At 71.3% G+C, this 6,446-nt stretch carries 4 protein-coding genes; 1 reads left to right on the forward strand and 3 read right to left on the reverse strand.

Going from position 1 to position 6,446, the window contains the following annotated elements; all coding sequences use genetic code 11:
* Positions 1-770, forward strand: a 770-nt coding sequence (gene ada, locus P3W85_RS16760; RefSeq protein ID WP_276265604.1) for a bifunctional DNA-binding transcriptional regulator/O6-methylguanine-DNA methyltransferase Ada, incomplete at its 5' end; no start/stop codon positions are given.
* 25 nt (positions 771-795) lie between these two features.
* Here ada and P3W85_RS16765 read toward each other — a convergent pair.
* Genes P3W85_RS16765 through P3W85_RS16775 form a run of 3 tightly spaced genes read right to left on the reverse strand, consistent with a single transcriptional unit; the run spans position 796 to position 6,295 of the window.
* Positions 796-2,103, reverse strand: a complete 1,308-nt coding sequence (locus tag P3W85_RS16765) for a TolC family protein (RefSeq protein WP_276265605.1) — start codon at positions 2,101-2,103, stop codon at positions 796-798.
* A complete protein-coding gene (locus tag P3W85_RS16770; protein ID WP_276265606.1) occupies positions 2,100-5,225 on the reverse strand; it encodes an efflux RND transporter permease subunit in 3,126 nt (1,041 codons plus the stop codon). Before P3W85_RS16770 ends, P3W85_RS16765 begins: the two co-directional genes overlap by 4 nt.
* Entirely contained in the window at positions 5,225-6,295 is a 1,071-nt protein-coding gene (locus P3W85_RS16775; protein ID WP_276265607.1) for an efflux RND transporter periplasmic adaptor subunit, read from the reverse strand. The genes P3W85_RS16770 and P3W85_RS16775 overlap by 1 nt, the downstream gene beginning before the upstream one ends.
* Positions 6,296-6,446 lie beyond the last annotated feature (151 nt).

Consider the following 6,446-nt stretch of genomic DNA (forward strand, 5'->3'; position numbering starts at 1 on the left):
CGGACAACCCGCCCACGCTGGACGCACTCGCCGCGCAGGCGGGCCTGAGCCCCTATCACTTCCACCGCGTCTTCAAGGCGGTCACCGGACTCACGCCCAAGGCCTACGCCGACGCGCACCGCGCGCGCAAGCTGCGCACGCGGCTGGGCCGCAGCGGCTCCGTCACCGAGGCCATCTACGACGCAGGTTTCAACTCGAACAGCCGCTTCTACGAGGCTTCGGACCAGATGCTTGGCATGACGGCCAGCCGGTATCGCGCCGGGGGCGCCAACACCGATATCCGCTTTGCCGTGGGGGAGTGCTCGCTCGGCTCCATCCTGGTGGCGCAAAGCGAGCGCGGCGTCTGCGCGATCCTGCTGGGCGACGATCCCGACGCGCTCGCGCGCGAACTGCAGGACCAGTTCCCCAAAGCCAACCTGATCGGCGGGGATGCCGGCTTCGAGCAGTTGATCGCCCGGGTGGTGGGCCTGATCGAGGCGCCGTCGCTGGGCCTGGACCTGCCGCTGGATGTGCGCGGCACCGCCTTCCAGGAACGCGTCTGGCAGGCGCTGCGGGAAATCCCCGCCGGCACCACCGCCAGCTACGCCGAGATCGCCGCGCGCATCGGCGCGCCCAGGGCCATGCGGGCGGTGGCGCAGGCCTGCGGCGCAAACCATATCGCTGTGGCCATCCCCTGCCATCGCGTGGTGCGCAGCGACGGCCAGCTCTCGGGCTATCGCTGGGGCGTGGAGCGCAAGCGCGAACTGCTGGACAGGGAAGCGCAGCCGTGAGCCGGACCTGGGCGCCAGCCGTTCATCAATCGTCGAAGTCCCACATCCGGTGCAGATCCAGACGCAGCCGGCTGTCGGCCTCCAGCGCATCGACCAGCGCCACGCGTTCGGCCAGGGTGGTGTCGGCCAGCGCGCGGCGGATCATCAGCAGCTCGCCCAGGCCGGTTTCACCTGCCGTATAGGCGCGCGCCGTACGCGCCGCGGCGCTGCGCTGCAGTGCCAGCGCCTCGGCCTGCGCGAGGGCGGCGGCCCGCTTGCCCTCCAGCCCGCGGTACAGCACCTCGAACTCGGCGCCGATGCGGCGTTCCACCGCCAGGCGGCGGCGGGCGGCGGCTTCGGCATCCGCCGCGGCCGCGAGCGCCGCCGAACGCCGGTGTGCCGAGCCAAGCGGCATGCTGACGCTCACGCCGGCAATCCGCTCGGCGCCACCCCGCTCGACCGTGACGAACATGCCCACGGTCGGGTCAGGCCTGCGCTCCAGGTCGGTGCGCCTGGCTTGCCGCAGTGCCTGGGTCTCCTCGGACTGGGCAAGGCGAAATTCATGGCTGTCCTCCACATAGCGGCTACGCAGCGCTTCGGCCGGATCGTCGGGCAAGCCGTGCGGGCGCATGTCCGCGGGCAGGGCGCCAGGCGCGCCCAGCCCCGGAAAGCGCGCGCGCAGTTCGGCCTGCGCCGCCGCTTCCGCCGATCTGGCGCTGGCCAGCGCGGCGGCGGTACGGGCACGCTCGGCCAGCGACAGCTCGTGGTCCATGCGCGCCGCGTCGCCAGCCTGCACGCGCCGCGCGGTGATGGCGGCCAGTTCCGCGGCGAGGCCGTCGTTGCCCTGCGCCGCCAGCCGTACCTGCTGCGCGCGCAGCGCCCCGAACCACAGCGCCAGGATCTGCCGCGAGACCTCGTGGCGCGCATCCATCACGGCAAGCTGGCCGGACTCCACGGTGGCGTCGGCCAGCGCACCATCGGCGTCGGCCTTGCCCCACAGCCGCAGCGGCCGCTCCAGTGCCAGTTGCCCTTCGGCATGCCGCTCGGATGGGGAGCGTACCTGGCGGCCTTGCCCGATCGCGCGCACCACGGTCTCGGCGGTACCGGCGCGGATGCCGTCCGCGCGGGCCAGCACCGCATCGCGGCGGGCTTCGGCCATCTGCACGTCCGGCGACTGGCTGACCGCGTCGCGCACCACGGCTTCTGCAGGCAGCATGCCCGTGCCGGCCGGCGTGGCAACCTGCGCCAACGCGGTGCCGCTGATCGCGGCGATTGCGGAGATTGCGGAGATTGCGGCCAGTACGGCAAATGCCGGCGCCGCACGCATTGCGTTCTTACTGTTTACGCGGCTCATTGCGCCACTCCTTGTTCCATGTGGCCTTCCTGTTCCTGGCGCGCGCGCGCCACGCCGAAGCGCTCGAACAGGAGCGGCAACAGCAGCAAAGTCAACGCCGTGGAGCTGACCAGCCCGCCCGAGACGACGATGGCCAGCGGACGCTGGATTTCCGAGCCAGGCCCGCTGGCCAGCAGCAGCGGGATCATCCCCAGCGCGGTAATGCAGGCGGTCATCAGCACCGGCCGCAAACGATCCCGCACGCCTGTGCGCACCGCCTCGGCCACGGGATGCCCCGCCTCCAGCAAGGTGTTGAAATGCGAGACCAGCACCACGCCGTTGAGCACGGCAATGCCCAGCAGCGCAATAAAGCCCACCGAGGCTGGCACCGAGAGGTATTCGCCCGCCCCCCGCAGCGCCGCGATGCCGCCCACCAGCGCGAACGGAATATTGGCGATGACCAGCACTGCCTGGCGGATCGAGTGGAAGGTCAGGATCAGCAACAGGAAGATCGCCCCCAGCGCCAGCGGCACCACCAGCGCCAGACGCGCGGCGGCGCGCTGCTGGTTCTCGAACTGTCCGCCCCAGACCACGCGCAGGCCCTTGGGCAGTCCGGCCAGGGCGGCCACCGCGGTCTGCGCTTCCTGCACGAAGCCGGTCAGGTCGCGCCCTTCCACGCTGACCTGGATCACCGCGAAGCGGCCGCCGTCTTCGTGGTTGATGCGCACGGGCCCTTCCACGCGCCGCACCTGCGCCAGCGAGGTGAGCGGCCAGGGCTTGCCGTCCGGCGCCGTCACCTGCAGGCTGGTGAAGCTCTCCGGCGTCTGCCGCAGGCTGTCGCCGCCGCGCAGGATCAGCGGCGTGCGCACGGTGCCCTCCGGCACGATGCCGATGCGCTCGCCTTCCACCTGCGCGCGCAGCAGTGCCTGCAGCGCATCGCCGGAGAGGCCGGCGCGGCCGACCGCGGCGCGGTCCAGCGCAAGCGTGAGGTACTGCACGCCCTCGTTACTGGGCGCAATCACCTCGGCCGCGCCGGGGATCTTGCGCACGCGCGCGGCGATGGCCTGCGCTGCGGTATCGATGGCGCCGAGATCGTTGCCGAACACCTTGATCGCCACGTCGCCGCGGGTGCCGGTCAGCATCTCCGAGACGCGCATTTCGATGGGCTGGGTGAAGCCGTACACCACGCCGGGGAAACGCTCCATGACGCGGCGGATGGCGACGGCAATGTCTTCCTTGCTGCCGCGCCACTGGTCCTTGGGCTGCAGTACGAGGAAGGTATCGGTCTCATTGAGCCCCATCGGATCGAGGCCGAGATCGTCCGAGCCGGAGCGCGCCACGATGGAGCGGATCTCCGGCACCTCGGCCAGCAGCGCCTGCTGCACCCGCAGGTCCAGGTCCACCGAGGTAGCCAGAGAGACCGATGGCGCCTTCTGCAGCTGCACGATCAGGTCGCCCTCGTCCATGGTGGGCATGAAGGTCTTGCCCACCGACAGGTAGAGCGCCACGGCCAGCACCAGCGCCGCGCCGGCGGTGGCGAAGACTGTGCGGCGGTGCCGCGCGCTCCAGTCCTGCAGTTGCGCGAATCCGCTCGCCACCTTGCGCATCAGGTAGGGCGTCTCGTCCGCGTGGGCGCGCAGCAGCAGCGAGGCCAGCGCCGGCACCACGGTGAAGGCAATCACCACCGAGCAAGCCAGCGCCAGCACGATGGTCAGCGCCACCGGCCCGAACAGCTTGCCCTCCAGGCCCTGCAGCGACAGCAGCGGCAGGAACACGATGGCGATGATCGACACCCCCGCCAGCATCGGCACCGCCACGCTGGCCACCGCGTGGCGGATCACCGCGCCGCGCAGCGAGGGATCGCGCTTGCGCTCGTGCGAGCGCGCCAGCGCCGACTCGATGTTCTCCACCACCACCACCGCCGCATCGACCAGCATGCCCAGCGCGATCGCCAGTCCGCCCAGGCTCATCAGATTGGCGGTCAGGCCCACGTAGCGCATCAGCAGGAAGGTCGCCAGCATCGACAGTGGCAGCGTTGCCGCCACCACCAGCGCAGCGCGCAGGCCTCCCAGAAACAGGTACAGCGTCACCACCACCAGCAGACTGGCTTCGACCAGCGCCCGCACCACGGTATTGGCCGCGCGCGTGACCAGTTCGCCCCGGTTGTAGAACACGTGGGTGGACATGCCCTTGGGCAGCTGCGGTCCCAGTTCGTCCAGCCTGGCCTGCACGGCGCTGACCAGTTGGCGGGCATCCGCCCCGCGCAGCGCAAGCACCAGCCCCTCGACCGCTTCGCCGTGGCCGTCCTTGCTGACCGCGCCGTTGCGCGTGGCCACGCCGAGCCTGACGGTGGCCACGTCGCCCACGGTGACGAGCGGCATGCCTGCGCTCGCGCCCGGCGCGCCAATGACGATCTGCCGCAGGTCTGCCACGCCGCGCACGCCGCCTTCCACGCGTACCACCCAGTGCTCGTCGCCCTGCTCCACCCGGCCGGCGCCGTCGTTGCGGTTGTTGGCGTCGAGCGCCTGGCGCAACTGTTCCAGCGTGACCGCACGGGCGCGCAGGCGCGCCGGGTCGGGGATCACTTCATAGCTGCGCACCTCGCCGCCCAGCGAATTGACATCGGCCACGCCGGGCACCGTGCGCAAGGCCGGGCGGATCACCCAGTCCAGCACGCGGCGGCGCTCCGCCAGCGAGAAGGCATCGCCTTCCACCGTAAACATGAACATCTCGCCCAGCGGCGTAGTGATCGGCGCCAGCCCGCCGATGGCGTTGGGCGGCAGATCGCGCATCAGGCCGGAGATCCGCTCCGATACCTGCTGGCGGGCCCAGTAGCTGTCCACGCCTTCCTCGAAGTCGACCGTCACGTCGCTGATGCCGTATTTCGATACCGAACGGACGATGGTCTTGTGCGGAATGCCGAGCAGTTCCTGCTCGATGGGGGTGGACACGCGTTGCTCGACTTCCTCCGGCGTCATGCCGGGGATCTTCAGGATGACCTTGACCTGGGTGGGGGAAATATCCGGAAACGCATCGATCGGCAGTTTCAGGTAAGCCCATGCCCCGGCCACCGCCAGCACGCAGGCGGCAATCAGCACCAGCGCCCGCTGGCGCAGGGAGAATTCAATCAGGCCGGCCAGCATCACTCGCCTCCCGCCAGCATGCCCTTGAGCGCGCCCACGCCGGCAACCGCCACCCGCGTACCGGGCGGCAGCGCGCCACGCACGGTCGCCGCGGCGTCGTCCACGGCCTCGACCACCACGGTCTGGTAGCGCGCGCCGGCCTGGGTCGCCACGAATACGCCGGGCGTGCCGCGCCAGTACGTCAGCGCGGCGGCGGGTATCCGCACGCGTCCCTCGCCAGCGGCATTCGGCCCGCCACGCAAGTGCACGATCACATTCACGCTTTCGCCTGCCTGCAGGCTGCCGCGCTTGTCCAGCGCCACGCGCACGCGCACGGCGGCGGTACCATCGCTGGCCGGTACCACGCCGGCCACCTGGCCGGTGGCGCCGCGCTGGCGCACTTCCACGCGCTCGCCGCCGGTCGGGGCTGGCACATCGCGGCCGACCAGCAAGTCCAGTTCCAGCGCGTTGGGATCGACAATGCGGAACAGCGGCGCCGCCCCATCCACGCGCGTGCCGGGTACGGCGTTCACCTCGGCGATCAGGCCCGAGCGGCCGGCAACCAGCTGCGGCTCGCCCGAACCGGCGAACACGATGCCCGCCGAGGCCATCTCCGCCTCGCGCGCGCGCACCATGGCCGCTGCCTCCGCCGCGCGCGCCTGGGTGGCCTGCCAGCGGCTGCCGGCAATGATGCCGTCGTCATGCAGGCCGCGGTCCCGCGCCAGCGCCAGCCGCGCCAGGTTGGCCTGCGAACGCGCCTCGGCCAGCGCGCGCCCGGCCTCGAACAGCTGCGGGCTGGCGAAGCTCGCCAGCGGCTGGCCGGCGCGCACCGCCTGGCCGATCGAAACCAGCACCCGCGAGACCATGCCGGCATAGGGTGCCGCCACCAGGTACTGCGCATCGGGCTTGAGCACCACGCGCCCGCTGGCGCCGATCTCGAGCTGGGCGGCGCCGGCTACCGGGCCAAAACGTACGCCCAGCGACTGTGCCTGGGCAGTGGACAAGGCCAGCGCCTGCGCGCGCGCCGGGCCCACGGAAAACAGCGTCGACGCGATCAGCGCGCCAACGTAAAACGTGCGACGGGAAAACATGCCTGACTCCAAAGCAGGATAAAGGCGCCCGGCGTGCCGTGATCAAGCGCGATCAGGCCCGCGAGCGTGCACCGCCGGCGTGGCCGGCAGGGGAATCAGGAAGCGAAGGGAGGCGCGAGCGCCGGAGGCGGCCTGCTGCCGCCGCTGCGCC

This window comes from Cupriavidus basilensis (assembly GCF_029335485.1).
In the GTDB taxonomy this organism is placed as follows: Bacteria; Pseudomonadota; Gammaproteobacteria; order Burkholderiales; family Burkholderiaceae; genus Cupriavidus; species Cupriavidus basilensis_E.